Genomic DNA, 19,863 nt, shown 5'->3' on the forward strand with positions numbered 1-19,863 from the left:
GGCTGTGAAGCCCGGCGGCCACGGGGTCGCGGGGGATCAGCCGAGCAGTTCGGCCATCCAGGCCTCGATGGCCGGCACCGTGCGGGGCAGCGCGCCGGACATCAGGCGCGCGCCGTCGGCGGTGATGACGAGGTCGTCCTCGATCCGGATGCCGAGGCCGCGCAGTTCGGCGGGCAGCGTCTCGTCGTCGGGCTGGAGGTAGAGGCCGGGCTCGACGGTGAGTACGTGGCCCTCCTCCAGCACGCCGTCCAGGTACGTCTCGGCGCGGGCCTTGGCGCAGTCGTGGACGTCCAGGCCGAGCATGTGGCCGGTGCCGCAGAGGGTGTAGCGGCGGAAGACGCCGCTGTCGTCGGCGAGCGCCTCCTCGGCGCTGACCGGCAGCACGCCCCAGTCGGCGAGGCCCTCGGCGATGACCCGGGCGGCCGCGGCGTGGAAGTCGCGGAAGCGGGCGCCGGGGCGCAGCGCGTCGATGCCGGCCTGCTGGGCGGCGAGGACGAGCTCGTAGGCCTGTCGCTGGACGGGGGTGAAGGTGCCGCCGAGCGGCAGGGTGCGGGTGATGTCGGCGGTGTAGAGGGTGTCGGTCTCCACGCCGGCGTCGAACAGCAGCAGCGCGTTGGGGTCGAGGGCGCCGTCGTTGCGGATCCAGTGCAGCACGCAGGCGTGGGCGCCGGAGGCGGCGATGGTCTCGTAGCCGGTGCCGTTGCCCTCGGCGCGGGCGCGCAGGTTGAACACGCCCTCGATCCAGCGCTCGCCGCGGTGGTGGCGCAGCGCGGTCGGCAGGGCGCGCACGACGTCCTCGAAGCCGAGCACGGTGTGGTCGACGGAGAGCTGGAGCTGCTCGACCTCCCAGGCGTCCTTGACCAGTCGCAGCTCGGACAGCACGGCGGCGAACAGGCCGTCGTTCTGGGTGAGCTCGGCGGCGCCGGGGCGGCCGGCGGCGGCGTCCAGCGCGGGGTCGACGCCGGTGAGGACGCGGGTGGCGGGCTGCGAGCCGGTGAACAGCTTCTCCAGCTCGTCGAGGTGGACGACGCGCACGCCGGTGAGCCGGGCGGCCTCGTCGAGGTCGGGGCGGCGGCCGACCCAGAACTCGCCGTAGCGGCGGTCGCGGAAGAACTCGGCGCCGCGCACCGGGTCGCCGCCGCGCGGGGAGCGGGGGCGCAGGTAGAGCACGGGCTCGTGGCCGTCGGGGCCGGTCGGCTCCAGGACGAGGACGTGGCCGACCTGGTCCTCGCCGGTGAGGCCGGTGAGCCAGGCGTAGGCGCTGTGCGGGCGGAAGCGGTAGTCGCAGTCGTTGCTGCGGACCTTGAGGGTGCCGGCCGGGACGATCAGGCGCTCGCCGGGGAAGGCGGCGGAGAGCCGGCTGCGGCGGCCGGGGGTCACGGCGTAGCCGGGGACGCGGTCGTCGGTCGGGAGCGGGGTGGGTGCCCAGGAGGTGCCCATGAAGGCGTTGAGGGCGGCGGAGACGGGGAGGTCGTGGCTTCCGGTGTTGAGGCCGGTCTGGCGGAGGGTCACCGGTTGACTCCTAAGCGGGTGGTGCGGATTCGGGGAAATGGGGGCCTGCACGGACACAGCTCGGTAACGGGCGGCGTCACCTCTTGTGCAGTGCAATTTCACATTACTATGTTACGGGTCACACCGCGGAGCGGCTAGACCCCCTGAGGTCGCCCTCCAAGGCAGGTCCCGGATCCACCCCCGGGGCGGACGACGGGCCTTCACGGCGGCCCCCCACTGCGGAGTCAGATATGAACAGGCGTACTCAGACCGCCCTGGCGGCGACCATCGCTGCGGCACTCACCCTCGGGCTCGGGGCCTGTGCCAAGGACAAGGGCGACGACACCTCCGGTGAGAACACCGCGGCCTCCACCAAGGGGCCGGGCGCCGAGAGCGGCAGCATCGTGGGCGGCTCGCCGGTCAAGGGCGGCACGCTCACCGTGCTGACCAACCAGGACTTCGCCCACCTCGACCCGGCCCGCAACTGGAACCTGCCGAACATGGACTTCGGCACCCGGCTGATCTACCGCACCCTGGTCACCTTCAAGTCCGAGCCCGGTGCGTCCGGCAACGAGATCGTCCCGGACCTCGCCACCGACGTGGGCCGCCCCTCCGACGGCGGGAAGACCTGGACCTTCACCCTGAAGGACGGCCTGAAGTACGAGGACGGCACGCCGATCAAGTCGGCCGACATCAAGTACAACGTCGAGCGCTCGTTCGCTCCGGACCTCACCGGCGGCCCCGACTACGCGATCCAGTACCTGGAGGGCGGCGAGAAGTACAAGGGCCCGCTGAACGGCGAGCACCTGCCGAGCATCGAGACGCCGGACGACAAGACCATCGTCTTCCACCTCAAGCGCCCGGTCGCCGAGTTCTCCTACACCGCGACCCTGCCGACCTTCGCGCCGGTGCCGCAGGCCCAGGAGAAGGGCACCCAGTACGACCTCCGGCCGTTCTCCTCCGGCCCGTACAAGATCGACAGCTACGACCGCGGCAAGCAGCTGGTGCTGGTCCGCAACACCAACTGGGACCAGGCCTCGGACGCCGTCCGCAAGGCCTACCCGGACAAGATCGTGGTGACCCAGGGCCTCAAGGGCGGCCAGGCCGACGACCGCCTCATCGCGAGCGAGGGCCCCGACGCCAGCACCATCGAGATGCCGTGGATGCGCCCCGAGTCGGTGGCCAAGGTGCTGCCCAAGGCGGACGTGAAGTCGCGCATGGTCGCCGAGCGCACCGGCTGCACCGACAGCCTCTACCTGAACACCGCCAAGGCGCCGTTCGACGACCCGAAGGTCCGCGAGGCGATCATGTGGGCGGTCGACCGCGAGGCCCAGGTCACCACCTTCGGCGGCCCGGCGATGGCCGACGTCGCCACCACCTTCCTGCCGCCGTCGATGACCGGCGGCGTCACCTCCGACCCGCTGAAGATCCCGGCCGCCGGCGACCAGGAGAAGGCCAAGGAGATGCTGAAGGCGGCGGGCAAGAGCGACCTCAAGGCCACGCTCACCGTCTCGCTCGGCAACAAGACCCGCGGTGAGGCGATCCAGCAGTCGCTGGCCAAGGCCGGCGTCCAGGTCACCGTCAACACCGTCGACCCGTCGGCGTTCCAGGACACCATCGGCGACACCAAGAACGCCCCCGACATGACCATCGACGGCTGGTGCCCGGACTACCCGTCCGGCGCGACCTTCCTGCCCTTCCTCTTCGACGGCCGCACCATCAAGGAGAAGGGCAACCAGGGCAACTACAGCCAGTTCCGCGACCAGGCGACGATGGACGAGCTGGACCGCATCGCGGCCCTGACGGACGTCAAGGAGGCCAACGAGGCCTACAAGAAGCTGGACGAGGAGCTGCTGAAGAAGGCCCCGGCCGTCCCGCTGATGTGGCAGCGCCGCCCGCTGCTGGTCGGCACCAACGTGGCCGGCGCGTTCGGCGCCCCGGGCTACGCCGGCATGATCGACCTGGCGGCCATCGGCCTCAAGGACCCCGCCAAGAGCCAGGGCTGAGGGGCCGTCCGCACATGAGCACCACTTCCACTGAGCCCGCCGCCGCGCCCGTCGCGGCGGCGGGCCCCGCGAAGCCCTCCGGGCGCGGGCCCTGGCGGCTGGTCTGGGACCAGCTGTGGGCCAAGGGTTCGGCCCGGTTCGGCCTGATCATGGTCGTCCTCCTCCTCCTGCTGGCCGTGCTGGCCGGGCCGCTGAGCGCGCTCGGCGGCTGGAGCCCCGAGGAGTTCGACAAGCGCTCCATCGACGCCTACCTCGGCGGCGCGCCCAAGGGCGACTTCGGCGGCATCAGCGTCCGGCACTGGTTCGGCGTCGAGCCGATCACCGGCCGCGACCTGTTCGCCCGCGTCCTGCACGGCGGCCAGGTCTCCCTGCTGATCGCCTTCGTCGCCACCGCCGTGGTCGTGATCGCCGGCACCCTCGCCGGCATCGCGGCGGGCTACTTCGGCGGCCGCGTCGACAGCCTGCTCTCCCGGCTGATGGACCTCACCATGTCCTTCCCCTCGCTGATCTTCATGATCGCGATGATGTCGGTGGCCAAGGACGTCAACCGGATCCTGCTGATGACCCTGGTGATCGGCCTGTTCGGCTGGCCCGGCATCGCCCGAGTGGTCCGCGGCCAGACGCTCTCGCTCAAGCACCGCGAGTACGTCGAGGCCGCCAAGGTCGGCGGCGCGCGCTCCTGGCGCATCCTCACCCGGGAGATCCTGCCGAACGTCTCCGGCCCGATCATCGCCTACACCACCCTGCTGATCCCCGGCATGATCGCCACCGAGGCCGCGCTCTCCTACCTCGGCGTGGGCGTGCGGCCGCCGACCGCCTCCTGGGGGCAGATGATCGCCGAGTCGATCGTCTTCTACGAGACCGACCCGACCTACTTCCTGATCCCGACGGTCTTCCTCTTCCTCGCCGTGCTCGCCTTCACCCTGCTCGGCGACGCGCTGCGGGACATCCTCGACCCCCGGGGAGGCCGGTCGTGATCCTCTACCTCGGTCGCCGACTCATCGGCGTGGCCGGCATCCTGCTGGCCATCTGCGCCATCACCTTCACCATCTTCTACCTGCTGCCCAACGACCCGGCCGCGGCCGCCTGCGGCAAGACCTGCAGCCCCGACCGGCTCGCCGAGGTCAAGGCGGCGATGGGCCTGGACAAGCCGATCTGGGAACAGTTCGCCGCCTACCTCACCGGCATCGTGGCCGGCCGCGACTACGGCAGCGGTCCCACCGCCGCCCACTGCGGCTTCCCCTGCCTCGGCTACTCCTACGAGTACTCGCTGCCGGTCTGGGACCTGCTGGTCGACCGCCTTCCGGTCTCCATCTCGCTCGCCATCGGCGCGGCGGTGCTCTGGCTGGTCCTCGGCCTCGGCGCCGGCGTCACCTCGGCGCTGCGCAAGGGCCGGCCGGCCGACAAGATCCTCATGGTGCTCTCGGTCGGCACCGCCTCGCTGCCGGTCTACTTCACCTCGATCATGCTGATCTGGGGCATCGTCCGCAGCGCCGGCCTGCTGCCCTACCCCGCGTACCACAAGTTCACCGACAACCCCTTCGAGTGGGGCTCCAACCTGCTGCTGCCCTGGATCGCGCTGGCCCTGCTGTACGCGGCCCAGTACGCCAGACAGAGCCGCAACTCGATGATCGAGGCGATGGCGGAGCCGTACATCCGCACCGCCCGCGCCAAGGGCCTGCCGTCCCGCACGGTGACCGTCAAGCACGGTCTGCGCTCCGGGATGACGCCGATCCTCACCATCTTCGGCATGGACCTCGGCGGCCTGCTGGCCGGCGCGGTCATCACCGAGTCGATCTTCGGCCTGCCCGGCATCGGACGCCTCTTCTACGACGGGCTGCTCCGCTCCGACCAGCCCGTCATCCTCGGCGTCACCCTGCTCGCGGCCTTCTTCATCGTGGTCGCGAACCTGCTGGTCGACGTGCTCTACGCATTCGTCGACCCGAGAGTGAGGTACTGATGACCGCCCTTCTGCAGGTCGAAGACCTCAAGGTCTCCTTCAACACCCCGCGCGGCGTCGTCCGGGCCGTCGACGGCATCAACTTCACCGTCGAGGCCGGGAAGACCCTCGGCCTGGTCGGCGAGTCCGGCAGCGGCAAGTCCGTCACCTCGCTCGCCGTCATGGGCCTGCACCGCGGCGCCACCGTCACCGGCTCGATCCGGCTGCACGGCCAGGAGCTCAACGGCCTGGGGGAGCGGGAGCTCGGCACCGTCCGGGGCCGGCGGATCGCCATGATCTTCCAGGACCCGCTCTCCAGCCTGCACCCCTTCTACACCGTCGGGGAGCAGATCGCCGAGCACTACCGGGTGCACTTCAAGGCCTCCCGCAAGGCGGGCCGCCAGCGCGCCATCGAGATGCTCGCCGAGGTGGGCATCCCCGAACCCGCGCGCCGGGTCGACGAGTACCCGCACCAGTTCTCCGGCGGCATGCGCCAGCGCGTCATGATCGCGATGGGGCTCGCCTGCGAACCCGAACTGCTGATCGCCGACGAGCCGACCACCGCGCTCGACGTCACCGTCCAGGCCCAGATCCTCGATCTGATCGCCCGGATCCAGCAGGAGCGCGGCCTCGGTGTCGTGATGATCACCCACGACCTGGGCGTGGTCGCCCGGGTCGCCCACGAGGTGCTCGTCATGTACGGCGGCCGCGCCGCCGAACAGGCGCCCGTGGACCGGCTGTTCGCCGCCCCCGCGCACCCGTACACCCGCGGGCTGCTCGACTCGCTGCCCCGTCTGGACGACACCGACGACGCCCCGCTGCGGGCCATCCCCGGCAGCCCGCCGTCGCTGATCGCCCCCGCCCCCGGCTGCTCCTTCGCCCCGCGCTGCGCCCGCACCACCGCAGCCACCGCCGAGGAGCACGCCCGCTGCCTGTCCGAGCGCCCGCTGTTCGGTCCGCTCTCGCCCGGCCACCAGGCCGCCTGTCACCTGCCGCTGGTGCCGGAAGGAGCCCTGGGATGACCGCCACGACCAAGCCGGCCGAACCCCTGCTGTCCGTCCGGGACCTGGTGAAGACCTTCCCGGGCCGCCGCTCGCGCACCGGCAAGGCCGGCGCCCCGATCCGCGCCGTGGACGGGGTGAGCTTCGACGTCGGCGCCGGCGAGACCCTCGGCCTGGTCGGCGAGTCCGGCTGCGGCAAGTCCACCACCGGGCGTATGATCGTCCGGTTGATGGACCCGACCTCGGGTACCGTCACCTTCGACGGCGCCGAGATCGGCGGCCTCAGCCAGGCGCAGCTGCGCCCGCACCGCAGGCACCTGCAGATGGTCTTCCAGGACCCGTACTCCTCGCTGAACCCCCGCCAGACGGTGGCCCGGATCATCTCCGAGCCGCTGCTGGTCCAGGGCACCGGCGCGGCCGAGGCGCGCAAGCGGGCCGCCGAGCTGATGGAACTGGTCGGCCTGATCCCCGAGCACCTGGACCGCTACCCGCACGAGTTCTCCGGCGGCCAGGCCCAGCGCATCGGCATCGCCCGCTCGCTGGCCACCTCGCCCCGGCTGGTGGTCGCCGACGAGCCGGTCTCCGCGCTGGACGTCTCCATCCAGGCCCAGGTGGTCAACCTGATGGAGCGGCTGCAGGACGAGCTGGGACTGGCGTACATCTTCATCGCGCACGACCTCTCAGTGGTCAAGCGGGTCTGCGACCGGGTCGCGGTGATGTACCTCGGGCGGATCGTCGAGATCGGCGACAAGCACCAGGTGTACGGCAACCCCGCGCACCCGTACACCAAGGCGCTGCTCTCCGCGGTGCCGCTGCCGGACCCGGCCGCCGAGCGGGCGCGCGAGCGGATCGTGCTGCTCGGCGACCCGCCGAGCCCGGCCGACCCGCCGTCCGGGTGCAGCTTCCACCCGCGCTGCCCGAAGGCGCAGGACATCTGCCGCACCGAGCGGCCGTTGCTGCAGATCGCCGGAACCGGCGGTCGCGAGGCGGCCTGCCACTTCCCGGAGAACTGACCCGGGACCCACGGTCCCGCGACCGAGGGCGCCTGCCAGAGGGCGCGCCCCCGGTCGCGTTCCGACCGCCGTACCGTCCGAACCACCCCCACGCGGACGGTACGGCACCACACCGCACGAGCAGGACACCTGCTCGTGCACCGAACGCCCGGTCGGCGCGGCGGGGAGCCTTGATGAGGGCCGCGTCCGACCGGGTTCGCCCGACCGCATCCCGCGGCCGGGTGCGGCGGGCTCGCCGGGCCGACCTGGGTCGTCGGCTCCGGCGGGCCCGTTCGGCGTTCCCGCGCTCTCAGCCCGGGTCCGGGCCGGGCTCCTCGGACGGCAGCCGGCGCGGGCCGGGGCCGTCGGCGCCGAGCGCGTCGCCCGGGTTGAGCACCCGGCAGCGGCGCAGCGAGAGGCAGCCGCAGCCGATGCAGCCGGTCAGTTCGCTCTCCAGCCGCTCGATCTCCCGGCGCCGGGCCGCGAGCAGCGCCGCCCAGCGGCGCGAGATCCGCTCCCAGTCGCGCTTGTCCGGCATCCGGTCGGCGGGCAGGCCGGTGAACACCTCGGCCACCTCGGCCAGCGGGATTCCGAGCCGTTTGGCGACCAGGATCAGCGAGAGCCGGCGCAGCACGTGCCGGTGGTAGCGGCGCTGGTTGCCGGCGGTCCGCTCGGAGGCGATCAGCCCCTGGTCCTCGTAGAAGCGCACCGCCGAGGCGGCCACCCCCGCCCTCCGGGCGACCTCGCCGACGGTCAGCAGATCGACCGGGCGGGGCCCGGCGTCCGCGCCGGCCGCGGGGTCCGTGGCGTCGGTGGCGCTGTCCATGGGCGTCCTTGACTTCAAGTTCTCTTGAACTACTAGCGTACCGAAGCGTGACCGACTCCTCGCCCGCCGAGACCGTCTCCACCCCCTCCGGCCAGGGACGTCACGCTCCGGATGCGGGGCCGGCGGCGTCCTCCGGCGGCTGGGGCGAACTGTTCTCCCGGCAGTTCGCCGCCCAGGCCTCGATCCTCGCGGGCGGCGTCGCGCTGTACGCGATGAACCTCTACTTCACCGCCGCCCTGCTGCCCTCCATCGTCGAGGACATCGGCGGCGCCCGCTACTACGCGTGGGTGGCGACCGGCTTCCTGATCGCCGCGGTGATCGCCGCGATGCTGGTCAGCCGGCTGCTGGCCCGGTTGGGCCCCTCGCGCGCCTATCTGACCGGGTTCCTGGTGTTCGCCGCCGGCGCCGGGCTGACCGCAGCCAGTCCGTCGATGGAGGTGCTGATCGCCGGCCGGATCGTCCAGGGCCTGGGCGGCGGGCTGATGGCGGGCCTCGGCTACGCGGTGATCCGCACCGCGTTCCCGGAACGGCTGTGGACCAGGGCGGCCGGGCTGGTGTCGGCGATGTGGGGCGTGGGCACCCTGGTCGGGCCCTCGCTGGGCGGGCTCTTCGCCGAGCTGGGCCTCTGGCGCGGGGCGTACGTGCTGCTGCTGGCGGCGGCCGTGGTGCCGGCGGAGCTGGCCCGGCGCTCACTGCCCGGGCCCCCGGGGCAGGGGCGGTCGGGCGAGCCGTTGCCGCTGGCCTCGCTCCTGCTGCTGACCCTGGCGGCGGCCGTCTTCAGCATCAGTTCGGCGGTGCCGCGCGGCTGGGCGACGGCGCTGTGCATCGTGCTGGGCCTGGCGCTGCTGGCCGGTTTCGTGCGGGCGGAGCGCCGCGGCGCGGCGACCGTCCTGCCGAAGCTCACCTACCGGCGCGGCAACCACCTGAAGTGGATCTACCTGACGGTCGCGGTGTACTGCACCGGCGTGATGACCGAGACCTTCATCCCGCTGTTCGGCCAGGAGCTGGGCGGGCTGAGCCCGCTCGCGGCCGGGTTCCTGGGCGCGACGGTGTCGGCGGGCTGGACGTCCGCGCAGCTGTTCAGCGTCACCATGGGCTCGGAGCGGGCCCGTGAGCTGGCGATCCGGCTGGGTCCGGCGGTGCTCACGGCGGGCCTGCTGGCGTACGGCCTGCTGCAGACCGGCTCGGCGTCCGGTGTCCGGGTGCTGCTGTGGGCGGTGGTGCTGGTCGCGGGTGGCGCCGGCATCGGCGTCGCCTTCCCGCACCTGAGCGTCACGGCGATGCGCAGCACGGACGACGAGGCGGAGGGCGCCAAGGCGGCGGCCGGGCTCAACACCACCCAGCTGATCGCCTTCTCGGTGAGCTCGGCGCTGGCCGGGACGCTGGTGAGCATGGGCGGGGAGTCGACGCTGGACGGGGCCCGGTACCTGGTCTTCGGGCTCGGCGCGCTGACCGTGTTCGGCACCGTCACGGCGGCGATGAGCCTGCGCCGCCCGGACCGGCGCTGAGCCGGGGGAACGGACGAGGCCGCCCCGGCCCCCCGTGGGGGAGGGCCGGGACGGCCTGTTTCTCCGTGGTACCTGTCTTCCACTGGAGACCCGGCGCTCAGGACGCCGGGGGCTGGGATGCCGGGATCAGGAGGCGGGGCCCACCCGGACGGTGGTGATCCGCCCGCCCTGGGACTCGCGGACGACCTCGATCCTGGTGTTGGTGTCCGGGACCTTGACGCCGAGCAGCGGGGTCGCCGGGTCGCTGTAGACGCCGCTGTGGTCGTTGAAGGCGGGGACGGCCGGCTTGGAGCCGATCCGCACCGGGACGCCCGCCTTGTGCAGGGTGAACGCGGTGGTCGGCTTGAGCGAGAAGGTCGCGTCGTAGGTCTGCGCCCGGCCGTTGACCAGGGTGCCGTCGGCGAACCGGATCGGCGTCGGGTGGGCGTCGATCGGCAGGATCAGGCCGCCGCCCGGGTGGTCCTTGGTGTTGTTGTCGCCGTAGGCGGTGTCCCAGAGCCAGACGAGCACGCCCTCCTGGTACGGGTAGTTGTCGACGATGTCCTTCTTGCCGTCGACGCCGGTGTAGCCGAAGCTGTACGGCCCGGTCTTCAGGAACGCGCCGTAGCCGGTGTAGCGGCGGTTCTCCACCAGGTAGGCGCGCGGGTGCTGCTTGACGAAGGTGCGGCCGGTGACGACGGTGAAGCCGGTGGCGGCCCAGTCGGCCGTGCCGTTCTCGGCGCCGTCGGCGAACAGTTCGGTGCCGCCGGCGGTGATCCGCACCGCGTCGACCAGGACACCCTTGCCGTGGGTGTTGTTGTCCGAGGTGACGTGGAAGCGGAGCTTGACGCGCTGGCCCGCGTAGCCGTCCAGCGGGATGTTCAGCTGCCGGTAGGCGCCCGAAGTGCCGCTCAGGCCGGGGACGTTGGCGCTGGTGTTGCCGATCGGCGCGCCGTCCACGGTGCCGGGCAGGGCGGTCCAGCGCTTGCCGCCGTCGGTGGAGGCCTCGACGGTGAGGAAGTCGTAGTCCTGCTCGATGTCGTACCAGACCGCCGCGTCGAGGGCGGCCGGGCCGGTGACCGCGGTCAGGTCGACGTCACGGGCGAGCGCGTTGTCCAGGTCGTCGCCGGTCTGGCTCCACCACTGCTTGGCGCCCTCGCGCGGGTCGGCGAGGTCGGTGCTGGTGGTGCTCTCCGGCAGGTGGACCAGGACGGCCTGCGCCTGGTCGGTGTTGTAGCCGCTGACGCCGAGGGCGTGGCTGGAGCGGGTGGCGGCCTGGGCCTCGTCGTAGTTGAGCCAGCCGAACTGCAACTTGCTCCAGGCGTCGAGGTCGCCGGGGTAGCCGCCGGTGGTGTTCCTGCCCTTGCCCAGGTAGGAGCCGGAGGACATCAGCGACCAGAAGTTGACGCTGTTGTCGCCGCCGTTGGTGCTGTAGAGGTCGGGCAGGCCGAGGTTGTGGCCGAACTCGTGGGAGAACAGGCCGACGCCGCTGTTCTCGCCCGCCTGGACGTAGTCGTAGACGTACAGGCCGCTGTCGCCGACGGGCGCGCCGCCGATCCGGTTGCCCTCCGGGCCGACCTGTCCGGTCGGGTCCGGGAAGGTCCAGCTGCGGTGGGCCCACAGCGCGTCGGCGCCCTGCGTGCCGCCGCCCCAGGTCTCGTCGACGCCCGCGTGCACCACGACGACGTTGTCGAGGTAGCCGTCGGGCTGGGTGAACTCGCCGTCCTTGTCGTGGTCGTAGCGGTCGTAGACGTCGTACTGGGCCAGTTCGGCCTTGACGTCGGCGGCCGTGCGGCCCTTGGCGAGCTCGCCGTCGTACCAGGCCTTGACGGCGTCCCGGATGAACTCCTGGCCCTGGGTCCAGGCGCCGGAGCCCTGCGGGCCCTTGTTGGAGCCGTAGCGGGCCTCGTTCCAGGGCAGGGTGACCCAGTCGCTGACGGTGCCCTCGATGTCGTAGCGGCCCGAGGACTGGGTGCGGTAGTAGTTGCGCATCGAGACGGCGCCGGGCGCGTCGTCGAAGAACATCTTCTGGTAGTACTGCCGGCTGAAGTCCTGGTTCCAGAGCGTGTGGTTGTCGCTCTTGTCCGGCTTGGGAATGCTGTTGTGCACCGGACCGGGGGTGCCGCCGTAGCGCGGCTGGCCGTTGTGGAGGGTGGTGTTGTCCACCTGGTCGCCGAACTGGGCGAGGATGACGAAGACCTTGTCCTTGCGCTGCTGGGCGAGCTGGACGTAGTCGTTGCCGATCCGCACCTTGGCGGGCGCCCGGCGGTCGGTGGTCTTCGCCACGGAGCCCTGGTTGAGCTGCTCCAGGGCCTTGGTGCGCAGCGACTGGCGCTCGCGCTCCTGCGGGGCGAGCGGGGCGGGCGGGGCTTCGAGCCCGCCGGCCTCGGCGCCGGTGCCGCTCTCGGCGGCGAGGGTGGGCGCGGGAGTGGGGGTGGCGGCCTGGGCGGTGGTGGACCCGAGGAGGGTGGCCGCTATCGCGCTCGTGGTGAGCGCGGCCGCGAACGCCGCGGACAGTCTGCGCAACTGACCGGTCCTTTCCGGACGGGGGTGGTCGGGTGAGCGCAGGTAATATTTCACATGTCATGGGTCACACGGAAGACTTCTGGCGCCGGCCGTGCGCCGCGAACGCCGAGCGCCGCACGCCCCGGGTGGGGCCGTGCGGCGCTCGAAGGGTGCGGAAGGGGTCTCGGCCGGCCCCCGTCGGTCAGCCCAGGGAGGCCCGCAGGAAGGCGAGTTCGGCCTGCGCGAGCTGCTCGTTGACGCCGCCCGGGGTCATGTGGGTGACCCCCGGCAGGGCGAGCAGGCTGTGCGGGCGGCCGGCCCGGGTGAGGGCCTGGGAGAGCAGCAGGGTGTGCGAGGGGTGCACGTTGTCGTCGGCCAGACCGTGGATCAGCATCAGCGGACGGATGAGCGAGGGCGCGTCGTCCACCAGGCAGTCGGCCGCGTAGCCGCCCGGGTTCTGCTGCGGCAGGTCGAGGTAGCGCTCGGTGTACGCGGTGTCGTAGAGCCGGAAGTCGGTGGGCGGGGCGCCCGCGCAGGCCGCGTGGAAGACGTCCGGGCGGCGCAGCACGGCCAGCGCCGCGAAGTAGCCGCCGTAGGACCAGCCGCGCACGCCGACCCGGCCGAGGTCCAGGTCGGGGTGGGTGGCGCCGAGCGCGAGCAGCGCGTCCACCTGGTCGTCCAGCGCCACCTGGGAGAAGCGGCGGAAGATCGTCCGGCTGAAGGCGGGGGAGACGAACGGGGTGCCGCCGTTGTCGACGGTGACCACCGCGAAGCCCTGGTCGGCCCACCACTGCTTGAGCTGCCAGCGGCGCGGCTCGTTGGCCACCGCCTGGTAGCCGGGGCCGCCGTAGACGTCGAGCAGCACCGGCAGCATGCGGCCGGGGACGTGGCCGCGCGGGTAGACCACGGCGCTCGGCAGGGCGCGCTCGGTGACCCGGGCCAGCTGCGGCCGGACCCGGAAGGGCAGGGTGGCGGAACGGTCCGTCAGGGTGGTGACGCCCTGCGGGGTGAGGACCTCGCGGCGCACGCCGTCCGGGCCCGCCGAGGTGAGCAGCAGGGTGTCGCCGGCGGCCAGGGCGCTGTGCACGCCGGGGCCCTCGGAGAGCCGCTCCGGGGTGCCGCCGTCCGGGTCGACGAGGTGGACGTGCTGGTCGAACGGGTCGCCCTCGCCGGTCTCGCAGAGCAGCTTGCCGCGCAGCCGGCCGACCACCCGGCGGATCTGCAGGCCGGTGGTGTCCAGCGGCTTGCCGTCCAGCGCCAGGCCGCGGGCCTCGGGGGTGTCGAGCACGGTGAGCCGCCGGCCGTCGTCCAGCCGGGCGGGGGTGCCGGGCAGGTCGTCGACCCAGAACGCGTCGGTGGTGCGGGAGAGTTCGGTGGTGGAGCCGGTGGCCGGGTCGGCGCTCAGCAGCAGGACGTTCTGCTGCAGGCGGTCGGCGACGGTGAGCAGCACCTCCCCGTCGCCGGCCCACTCGGCGGCGCACAGGTAGGGGAACGCGACGGTGTCCCAGTCGAGTTCGACCCGGGTGCCGTCCAGGCCGAGCACCCAGAGCCGGACGTCGGCGTTGGGACCGCCGGCCTGCGGGTAGGCGAACCGCTCGGGGGCCTCCTCGGGGTGGGCCGGGTCGGCGAAGTGACGCGGCGGGAGGGTGGACTCGTCGACCCGGGCGGCGAGCACGGCGCCGCCGTCCGGGCGCCACCAGTGGCCGCGGTGGCGGCCCAGCTCCTCGGCGGCGGCGAACTCGGCGACGCCCCAGCGGGCGCCGTCGTCCGGGCTGAGCCGCTGGCGGCCGGGGACGTCGGCGGAGGCGACGTACAGGGCGTCGTCGGCGACGTAGGCGATGAGTTCGCCGGTCGGGTTCGGGCGGGGGTCGAAGGCCGGGCCGGCGGTGGGGATCTCGGTGCTGCGGCCGGTGGCGGTCTCGGTGCGGAAGAGGCGGCCGTCCAGGGCGAAGACGGCGACGGCGAGGTCGGGCGTGGCGGCGTAGGTGCCGATGCCGGCCGCGGTGAGCCGGCTCCGCTCGCGCAGCCGGCGCTCGACGGTCGGCAGGGCGCCGGCCGCGCCGGTGCGGCCGGGGGCGAGCGCGGTGGGGTCGGCGACCTCGCGCTCCTCCCCGGTGGTGAGGTCGAGGAGGTGGAGGCGGTCGAACGCGTCCTCGGGGCCGCTGGAGCGGAGCAGCAGCAGGCGGGTACCGTCCTGGTTGAGCGAGACCGCTCGCGGGGCACCGAAGCTGAAGCGGCCGGTCCGGGCGCTGAGGGAGAGGTAGGAGTCGGTGATGGTCACCGCCCGATGGTCGCCGTGGGACCGGCTCGCCGACCAGTGGTGAGACATGTGAAATGTCACACATTACGTGATCCAGGTAACAGGAGGAGCTCATGACCGCGGCCCCGCAGACCGTCGAGCCGCCCCGGCCGCTGGCCGGCACCGAGACGCTGTTCTCGCTGGACCCGGCGGTGGTCCACCTCAACCACGGCTCCTTCGGCGCCGTCCCGGTCTCCGTCCAGCGGCTCCAGCGGCGGCTGCACGAGGAGCAGGAGGCCGACCCCGACGGCTTCTTCGCCGACCTGCCCGCGCGGGTCGCCGCCGCCCGGACCCGGATCGCCGCCGCCCTCGGCACCGAACCGGAACTGCTCGCCCTGGTCCCCAACGTCACCGACGCGATCGCCGTCACCCTGGCCAACGTCCCGCTCTCCGCCGGGGACCGGGTCCTGGTCACCGACCACGGCTACGGCACCGTCAACGAGGCCGTGCGGCGGCGCGCCGAGGACGCCGGCGCCGAGCTGCGCACCGTGCGGCTGCCGCTGGACCTGCCCGACGGGGAGGCGGTGCGCGAGGCCGTGCTGGCCGAGGTCACCGACCGCACCGTGCTCGCCGTCCTGGACGGCATCACCTCGCCGACCGCCCGCCGGGTCGCCACCCCCGACCTGCTGCGCGAGCTGCGCGGACGCGGCGTGACCACCGTGGTGGACGCCGCGCACGAGCCCGGCATGCTGGCCGGGCCGGTTCCGGCCGAGGCCGACTTCTGGTTCGGCAACCTGCACAAGTGGGCCTTCGCCCCGCGCGCCACCGGCGTTCTGGTGGTGCGCCCGGAGTGGGCGGGCAAGATCCGGCCGCTGATCCTCTCCTGGGAGGACCACCAGGGCTACCCGGCCTCCGTCGAGTGGCGCGGCACCCTGGACTACACGCCGTACCTGGCCGCCCCGGCGGGCCTCGACCTGCTGGAGACGTTCGGCCCGGGAGTGGTGCGCGCGCACAACGAGCGGCTCGTCGCGTACGGCGCCGCGCTGGTCGCCGAGCGCACCGGGCTGGCCGCGCTGCCGTTCTCGGCGGGCCTGTCGATGCGCGCGCTGCGGCTGCCGCCCGGCGTCGCCGAGACGCTGCCGCAGGCGCAGGAGCTGATGGCCGAGATGTGGCGGCGGCACGCCGTGCGGACGGTGGCGCGGCCCTGGGCCGGCGGCGGGGTGCTGCGGGTGTGCGCGCAGCTGTACAACCGGGCGCCCGAGTACGAGGTGCTGGCGGGCGGGCTGGCCGGGCTGCTCGGGTAGCCCGTTCCCGCCGCGCCGTTCAGTCCGCGGCGGCGCGCAGTTCCACGAGCAGCAGGTGCTGGTCCGCGAGGACCCCGGTGAGGATCCGCCGCGCCGCCCGCAGCAGGTCGGCGACGTCCCCGCCGGCCAGCGCGTACACCACCGTGCCGCCCTCCCGGGTGGCGGAGACGATGCCGGACCGGCGCAGCACCGCGAGCTGCTGGGAGAGGCGGGAGGGTTCGACCTCCAGCTCCACCAGCAGATCGCGCACCGGCGTCGGTCCGGCCTGCAGCAGCTCCAGGACCCGGATCCGGACGGGGTGGCCGAGCATCCGGAAGAACTCGGCCTTGGCCTGGTACAGCGCGACCGCCACGGGCGCTCCCTCCCTGTCCGCCTTCCCGGGGCGTCCCCGGGCCCTTCTCCGGACCTCTCTCCGGACCCGTTCCCGGGCGCCTCCCCGGGCACGTCCCCGGGCACGTCCCCGGCCGTCAGATCTCCAGCGCCGTCTCGATGCGCTTCAGCTGGTGGCGGGCCATCGCCAGGTTGGCCCGGCCGCGGTTGAGCGCGAGGAAGAGGAACAGGCCGCGGCCGCCCTGCGTGGTCAGCGGCCGGAGCAGGTGGTACTGGCTGGTCAGGCTGACCAGGATGTCCTCGATCTCGTTGTCCAGCAGGTTGAGGTGCTCCATCGCCCGCATCTTGGCCCGCACCACGTCGGTGTTCCCGGCGGCGGCGACGTTGAGGTCCAGCTCGCCGCCGTCACCGAGGGTGCCGAGTGCCATGCCGCTGCCGTAGTCGACCAGGGCGACGCCGATCGCGCCCTCGATCGCCATGGCCTCCTTGAGCGAGGTCTCCAGGTTCGCCATCGCGCACTCCTCCCGTGGGCCCGGTGGGTGTCACCGGGATGTGGCACCGAATGTAGGCAGGCCGCACGGCGTGTCACCGCGGATGACCGCACTCGTTCGAAGTCGGCCGCCCGGTGACCGCTTGAAGACATTTGCAACTATGGATGTGAGAGGGAAGCGATCCCTTGCCCGGGAAAAACGGTGCTATCGATGTCAGTCCCGCCGGGTAACCTCTCGCTGAGATGCGAGATCACACCACCGACCCCCGCGACCCCCGGACGGCGATGAACACCCCTGAGCGCGAGTCCTCCGACGGCCGGGCGCCCTTCGACGAGCGGGAGCTCAGCCCCGCCGAGGCCTTCGCCGCCTCCCGCCTCCGGGCCAAGGAACAGGCCACCGCCCTGTACGGCTTCCAGCAGCTCTACGACTTCCCGCTGGACGACTTCCAGCTGGAGGCCTGCCGCGCCCTGGAGGCCGGCGAGGGCGTCCTGGTCGCCGCGCCCACCGGCTCCGGCAAGACCATCGTCGGCGAGTTCGCCGTCCACCTCGCCCTCCAGAGCGGGCGCAAGTGCTTCTACACCACGCCGATCAAGGCGCTGTCGAACCAGAAGTACGGGGACCTCGTCAAGCGCTACGGCGCCGCCAAGGTCGGCCTGCTCACCGGCGACAACACCGTCAACGGCGACGCCCCGGTCGTGGTGATGACCACCGAGGTGCTCCGCAACATGCTCTACGCGGGCTCCAGCACCCTCGACGGCCTCGGCTACGTGGTCATGGACGAGGTCCACTACCTCGCCGACCGCTTCCGCGGCGCCGTCTGGGAGGAGGTCATCATCCACCTCCCCGAGTCCGTCACCCTGGTCTCGCTCTCCGCGACCGTCTCCAACGCCGAGGAGTTCGGCGACTGGCTGGACACCGTCCGCGGCGGCACCCGGGTCATCGTCTCCGAGAACCGGCCCGTCCCGCTCTGGCAGCACGTGATGGCCGGCAACCGGATGTACGACCTGTTCGCCAGCCCCGACCGCGACGGCCGGCCCAAGGGCAGCCCGCGCAACCCCGGCAAGGCCGTCAACCCCGAACTGGTCCGCCTCGCCCGCGGCGAACTCGACCGCAACCCGCGCGACCGGTTCGGCCGCGGCCGGGGCCGCTCCATGCCCAACGGCCGCCCCGGACGGGTCTGGACGCCGGGCCGCGTCGACGTGATCGACCGGCTCGACGCCGAGGGCCTGCTGCCCGCCATCACCTTCATCTTCAGCCGGGCCGGCTGCGAGGCCGCCGTCCAGCAGTGCCTCTCCTCCGGCCTGCGGCTCAACAAGGACGCCGACCGCGCCCGGGTCCGCACCATCGTCGAGGAGCGCTGCGCCGACATCCCCGACGAGGACCTGCACGTCCTCGGCTACTTCGAGTGGCTCGACGGGCTGGAGCGCGGCATCGCCGCCCACCACGCCGGCATGCTGCCCCGGTTCAAGGAGGTCGTCGAGGAACTGTTCGTGAAGGGCCTGGTCAAGGCCGTCTTCGCGACCGAGACCCTGGCCCTCGGCATCAACATGCCGGCGCGCTCCGTCGTCATGGAGAAGCTCGTCAAGTGGAACGGCGAGACCCACGCCGACATCACCCCCGGCGAGTACACCCAGCTCACCGGCCGGGCCGGCCGGCGCGGCATCGACATCGAGGGCCACGCCGTCGTCCTGTGGCAGCGCGGCCTCGACCCGGAGGCGCTGGCCGGCCTCGCCGGCACCCGCACCTACCCGCTGAAGTCCTCGTTCCGGCCGTCCTACAACATGGCCGTCAACCTGGTCTCCCAGTTCGGCCGGCACCGCTCGCGGGAACTGCTGGAGACCTCCTTCGCGCAGTTCCAGGCCGACCGCTCGGTGGTCGGCATCGCCCGCCAGGTCCAGCGCAACGAGGAGGGCCTGGACGGTTACCGCGCGTCCATGACCTGCCACCTCGGCGACTTCGAGGAGTACATGTCGCTGCGCCGGCAGCTCAAGGACCGGGAGAACGAACTCGCCCGCGAGGGCAGCAGCCAGCGCCGCTCCGCCGCCATCGAGTCCATCGAGCAGCTCAAGCCCGGCGACGTCATCCACGTGCCGACCGGCAAGTTCGCCGGCCTCGCCCTCGTCCTCGACCCCGGCCTGCCGCCCGTCAACCGCTCGCCGCGCGGCGGCCCGCGCCACCCCGACTACCAGGACGGGCCGCGCCCCGTGGTGCTCACCGCCGAGCGGCAGGTCAAGCGGCTCGCGATGATCGACTTCCCGCACCCGGTCGCCGCGATCGAACGGGTGCGCATCCCCAAGTCCTTCAACCCGCGCAGCCCGCAGTCCCGCCGCGACCTCGCCTCCGCGCTGCGCACCAAGGCCGGCCACCTGGAGCCCGAACGGTTCCGGCGCGGCCGGGCCGCCGCCGCGGACGACCCCGAGATCAGCCGGCTGCGCACCACCCTGCGCCAGCACCCCTGCCACGGCTGCGACCAGCGCGAGGACCACGCCCGCTGGTCCGAGCGCTACCACCGGCTGCACCGGGACACCGAGCTGCTGGAACGCAAGATGCGCTCCCGCACGCACACCATCGCCCGCACCTTCGACCGGGTCTGCGGCCTGCTCACCGACCTCGGCTACCTCAGCGGCGACACCGTCACCGACGACGGCAAGCGGCTCGGGCGGCTCTACGGCGAACTCGACCTGCTCGCCTCCGAGTGCATCCGCGAGGGCGTCTGGAGCGACCTCGCCGCCGCCGAACTCGCCGCCTGCGCCTCCGCGCTGGTCTACGAGGCCCGCCAGTCCGACGACGCCACCGCCCCCCGGGTGCCCGAGGGCGCGGCGAAGACCGCCCTCGGCGAGATGGTCCGCATCTGGGGCCACCTCGACGCCCTGGAGGAGCAGCACCGCATCAACACCGCCGAGGGCGTCGGCCAGCGCGAACCCGACCTCGGCTTCGCCTGGGCCGCCTACCGCTGGGCCCTCGGCCACTCCCTGGACTCCGTCCTGCGCGACGCCGACATGCCGGCCGGCGACTTCGTCCGCTGGACCAAGCAGCTGATCGACGTCCTCGGCCAGATCCAGGATGCCGCCGGCGACGACACCGACCTCCGCAAGACCGCCCGCAAGGCCGTCGACGGCCTCCGCCGAGGCATCATCGCCTACTCCTCCGTCAGCTGACCCACCCCCCGATGCCCGGGCCCCACCCCACGGAGCCCGGGCATCCCGCTGTCCACCCTCCTCCGCCCCGCCAGCGGCTTCGGCTTCGCCTCGC

Annotated in this window: 14 protein-coding genes; 8 read left to right on the forward strand and 6 right to left on the reverse strand. The window is 72.8% G+C overall.

What is annotated here, in order from left to right; genetic code table 11:
* Positions 1 to 36 precede the first annotated feature (36 nt).
* Positions 37 to 1,440: an aminopeptidase P family protein gene (locus tag ABD308_RS00305; RefSeq protein ID WP_425554658.1), complete on the reverse strand. Its 1,404-nt coding sequence runs from the start codon at positions 1,438 to 1,440 to the stop codon at positions 37 to 39.
* 302 nt (positions 1,441 to 1,742) lie between these two features.
* Here ABD308_RS00305 and ABD308_RS00310 point away from each other — a divergent pair, with 302 nt between their 5' ends.
* The 5 genes from ABD308_RS00310 to ABD308_RS00330 are packed head-to-tail and all read left to right on the forward strand — an operon-like array spanning position 1,743 to position 7,450.
* Positions 1,743 to 3,497 (forward strand): ABC transporter substrate-binding protein, encoded by a 1,755-nt coding sequence (locus tag ABD308_RS00310; RefSeq protein ID WP_344322007.1) that lies wholly within the window; start codon positions 1,743 to 1,745, stop codon positions 3,495 to 3,497.
* A 14-nt stretch (positions 3,498 to 3,511) separates the two neighbouring features.
* Positions 3,512 to 4,474 carry an ABC transporter permease gene (locus ABD308_RS00315; protein ID WP_344322028.1) on the forward strand — a complete coding sequence of 321 codons (963 nt, stop codon included), beginning with the start codon at positions 3,512 to 3,514 and terminating at the stop codon, positions 4,472 to 4,474.
* Positions 4,471 to 5,457 (forward strand): ABC transporter permease, encoded by a 987-nt coding sequence (locus ABD308_RS00320; protein WP_344322050.1) that lies wholly within the window; start codon positions 4,471 to 4,473, stop codon positions 5,455 to 5,457. Before ABD308_RS00315 ends, ABD308_RS00320 begins: the two co-directional genes overlap by 4 nt.
* Positions 5,457 to 6,458, forward strand: a complete 1,002-nt coding sequence (locus tag ABD308_RS00325) for an ABC transporter ATP-binding protein (RefSeq protein ID WP_344322070.1) — start codon at positions 5,457 to 5,459, stop codon at positions 6,456 to 6,458. Before ABD308_RS00320 ends, ABD308_RS00325 begins: the two co-directional genes overlap by 1 nt.
* Positions 6,455 to 7,450: an ABC transporter ATP-binding protein gene (locus ABD308_RS00330; RefSeq protein WP_344322076.1), complete on the forward strand. Its 996-nt coding sequence runs from the start codon at positions 6,455 to 6,457 to the stop codon at positions 7,448 to 7,450. The genes ABD308_RS00325 and ABD308_RS00330 overlap by 4 nt, the downstream gene beginning before the upstream one ends.
* 289 nt (positions 7,451 to 7,739) lie before the next feature.
* Here the strand turns inward: ABD308_RS00330 and soxR are convergent, their stop codons facing one another.
* On the reverse strand, positions 7,740 to 8,255 hold the full coding sequence (soxR, locus tag ABD308_RS00335; RefSeq protein WP_344322080.1) for a redox-sensitive transcriptional activator SoxR: 516 nt from the start codon (positions 8,253 to 8,255) through the stop codon (positions 7,740 to 7,742).
* A 47-nt stretch (positions 8,256 to 8,302) separates the two neighbouring features.
* Between soxR and ABD308_RS00340 the strand changes: the two genes are divergently transcribed.
* On the forward strand, positions 8,303 to 9,763 hold the full coding sequence (locus ABD308_RS00340) for an MFS transporter (protein ID WP_344322086.1): 1,461 nt from the start codon (positions 8,303 to 8,305) through the stop codon (positions 9,761 to 9,763).
* A 126-nt stretch (positions 9,764 to 9,889) separates the two neighbouring features.
* Here the strand turns inward: ABD308_RS00340 and ABD308_RS00345 are convergent, their stop codons facing one another.
* Positions 9,890 to 12,268: an immune inhibitor A domain-containing protein gene (locus tag ABD308_RS00345; protein WP_344322102.1), complete on the reverse strand. Its 2,379-nt coding sequence runs from the start codon at positions 12,266 to 12,268 to the stop codon at positions 9,890 to 9,892.
* 181 nt (positions 12,269 to 12,449) lie between these two features.
* Positions 12,450 to 14,528: a S9 family peptidase gene (locus ABD308_RS00350; protein ID WP_344322109.1), complete on the reverse strand. Its 2,079-nt coding sequence runs from the start codon at positions 14,526 to 14,528 to the stop codon at positions 12,450 to 12,452.
* 92 nt (positions 14,529 to 14,620) lie between these two features.
* Between ABD308_RS00350 and ABD308_RS00355 the strand changes: the two genes are divergently transcribed.
* Positions 14,621 to 15,790 carry an aminotransferase class V-fold PLP-dependent enzyme gene (locus ABD308_RS00355; protein WP_344322116.1) on the forward strand — a complete coding sequence of 390 codons (1,170 nt, stop codon included), beginning with the start codon at positions 14,621 to 14,623 and terminating at the stop codon, positions 15,788 to 15,790.
* Between the two features lie 19 nt (positions 15,791 to 15,809).
* On the opposite strand, the gene ABD308_RS00360 is transcribed toward ABD308_RS00355, so the two are convergent.
* Positions 15,810 to 16,142, reverse strand: coding sequence for an ArsR/SmtB family transcription factor (locus ABD308_RS00360; protein WP_344322135.1), 333 nt, complete (start codon positions 16,140 to 16,142; stop codon positions 15,810 to 15,812).
* Between the two features lie 115 nt (positions 16,143 to 16,257).
* A complete protein-coding gene (locus ABD308_RS00365) occupies positions 16,258 to 16,632 on the reverse strand; it encodes a hypothetical protein (RefSeq protein ID WP_344322143.1) in 375 nt (124 codons plus the stop codon).
* 263 nt (positions 16,633 to 16,895) lie between these two features.
* Between ABD308_RS00365 and ABD308_RS00370 the strand changes: the two genes are divergently transcribed.
* Positions 16,896 to 19,769 carry a DEAD/DEAH box helicase gene (locus ABD308_RS00370; protein ID WP_344322247.1) on the forward strand — a complete coding sequence of 958 codons (2,874 nt, stop codon included), beginning with the start codon at positions 16,896 to 16,898 and terminating at the stop codon, positions 19,767 to 19,769.
* Positions 19,770 to 19,863 lie beyond the last annotated feature (94 nt).

This window comes from Kitasatospora putterlickiae (assembly GCF_039527695.1).
Lineage (GTDB): Bacteria > Actinomycetota > Actinomycetes > Streptomycetales > Streptomycetaceae > Kitasatospora > Kitasatospora putterlickiae.